At 54.2% G+C, this 2,500-nt stretch carries 1 rRNA gene (running past both ends of the window); it reads left to right on the top strand.

The window, feature by feature from the left end:
• A 23S ribosomal RNA gene (locus CKW06_RS23160) occupies window positions 1-2,500 on the top strand (it extends past both window edges: 239 nt to the left, 139 nt to the right).

Here is a 2,500-nt window from a genome sequence, read left to right as displayed (position 1 = left end):
GCGACGAGCGAACGCGGACTAGCCCTTAAGCTGGATTGGTTCTAGGAAAACGCTCTGGAAAGAGCGGCCATAGAAGGTGATAGCCCTGTATCTGAAAGGGCCATTCCAGTGAAGACGAGTAGGGCGGGGCACGTGAAACCCTGTCTGAACATGGGGGGACCATCCTCCAAGGCTAAATACTACTGACCGACCGATAGTGAACCAGTACCGTGAGGGAAAGGCGAAAAGAACCCCGGAGAGGGGAGTGAAATAGAACCTGAAACCGTGTGCGTACAAGCAGTAGGAGCTCCGCAAGGAGTGACTGCGTACCTTTTGTATAATGGGTCAGCGACTTACTGTTCGTGGCAAGCTTAACCGTATAGGGGAGGCGAAGGGAAACCGAGTCTGATAAGGGCGCATAGTCGCGGGCAGTAGACCCGAAACCGGGTGATCTAGTCATGCCCAGGGTGAAGGTGCGGTAACACGCACTGGAGGCCCGAACCCACTCCCGTTGCAAAGGTAGGGGATGAGGTGTGATTAGGAGTGAAAAGCTAATCGAACCCGGAGATAGCTGGTTCTCCTCGAAAGCTATTTAGGTAGCGCCTCATATGTATCCTCTCGGGGGTAGAGCACTGTTATGGCTAGGGGGTCATCGCGACTTACCAAACCATTGCAAACTCCGAATACCGAGACGGACTGTATGGGAGACACACGGCGGGTGCTAACGTCCGTCGTGAAAAGGGAAACAACCCAGACCCACAGCTAAGGTCCCAAATTCACTGCTAAGTGGAAAACCATGTGGAAAGGCACAGACAGCCAGGAGGTTGGCTTAGAAGCAGCCACCCTTTAAAGAAAGCGTAATAGCTCACTGGTCGAGTCGGTCTGCGGGGAAGATTTAACGGGGCTAAGCAGTGAACCGAAGCTTGGGGTGCATACTTTGTATGCGCGGTAGAGGAGCGTTCCGTAAGCCGTTGAAGGTGGATTGAGAAGTCTGCTGGAGGTATCGGAAGTGCGAATGCTGACATGAGTAACGATAATGCGGGTGAAAAACCCGCACGCCGAAAGCCCAAGGTTTCCTTGCGCAACGTTAATCGGCGCAGGGTGAGTCGGCCCCTAAGGCGAGGACGAAAGTCGTAGTCGATGGGAAGCAGGTTAATATTCCTGCACCTCGCGTAAGTGCGATGGAGGGACGGAGAAGGTTAGGTGTACCAGGCGTTGGTTGTCCTGGGGAAAGGCGGTAGGTTTGGATCTTTGGCAAATCCGGGATCCTTTAAGACCGAGCACCGAGACGAGCCTTTATGGCGAAGTCACTGATACCACGCTTCCAGGAAAAGCTCCTAAGCTTCAGCTTACGCAGACCGTACCGTAAACCGACACAGGTGGGTAGGATGAGAATTCTCAGGCGCTTGAGAGAACTCGGGTGAAGGAACTAGGCAACATGGCACCGTAACTTCGGGAGAAGGTGCACCCTTTTTGGTGGCTCGTGCGAGCTATAGCTGAAGAGGGTCGCAGTAACCAGGCCGCTGCGACTGTTTATCAAAAACACAGCACTCTGCAAACACGAAAGTGGACGTATAGGGTGTGACGCCTGCCCGGTGCTGGAAGGTTAATTGATGGGGTCAGCCGCAAGGCGAAGCTCTTGATCGAAGCCCCAGTAAACGGCGGCCGTAACTATAACGGTCCTAAGGTAGCGAAATTCCTTGTCGGGTAAGTTCCGACCTGCACGAATGGCGTAACGACAGCGGCGCTGTCTCCACCCGAGACTCAGTGAAATTGAAATCGCTGTGAAGATGCAGCGTTCCTGTGGCAAGACGGAAAGACCCCGTGAACCTTTACTATAGCTTTACACTGAACGTTGAGTTCGTCTGTGTAGGATAGGTGGGAGGCTATGAAACCATGGCGCTAGCTGTGGTGGAGCCATCCTTGAAATACCACCCTGTCGTGCTTGACGTTCTAACCTGGGCCCATTATCTGGGTCGGGGACCGTGTATGGTGGGTAGTTTGACTGGGGCGGTCTCCTCCTAAAGAGTAACGGAGGAGCTCGAAGGTACGCTCAGCGCGGTCGGACATCGCGCACTGTGTGCAAAGGCATAAGCGTGCTTGACTGCAAGATCGACGGATCAAGCAGGTAGGAAACTAGGACTTAGTGATCCGGTGGTTCTGTATGGAAGGGCCATCGCTCAACGGATAAAAGGTACTCCGGGGATAACAGGCTGATACCGCCCAAGAGTTCATATCGACGGCGGTGTTTGGCACCTCGATGTCGGCTCATCACATCCTGGGGCTGTAGTCGGTCCCAAGGGTATGGCTGTTCGCCATTTAAAGTGGTACGCGAGCTGGGTTCAGAACGTCGTGAGACAGTTCGGTCCCTATCTGCCATGGGCGTTGGAGATTTGAGAGGGGCTGCTCCTAGTACGAGAGGACCGGAGTGGACGAACCTCTGGTGTTCCGGTTGTCACGCCAGTGGCATTGCCGGGTAGCTATGTTCGGAAGCGATAACCGCTGAAAGCATCTAAGCGGG

It is taken from the genome of Stenotrophomonas maltophilia (genome assembly GCF_900186865.1).
GTDB lineage: Bacteria > Pseudomonadota > Gammaproteobacteria > Xanthomonadales > Xanthomonadaceae > Stenotrophomonas > Stenotrophomonas maltophilia.
This window is presented reverse-complemented; position numbering and strand designations above follow the sequence as displayed.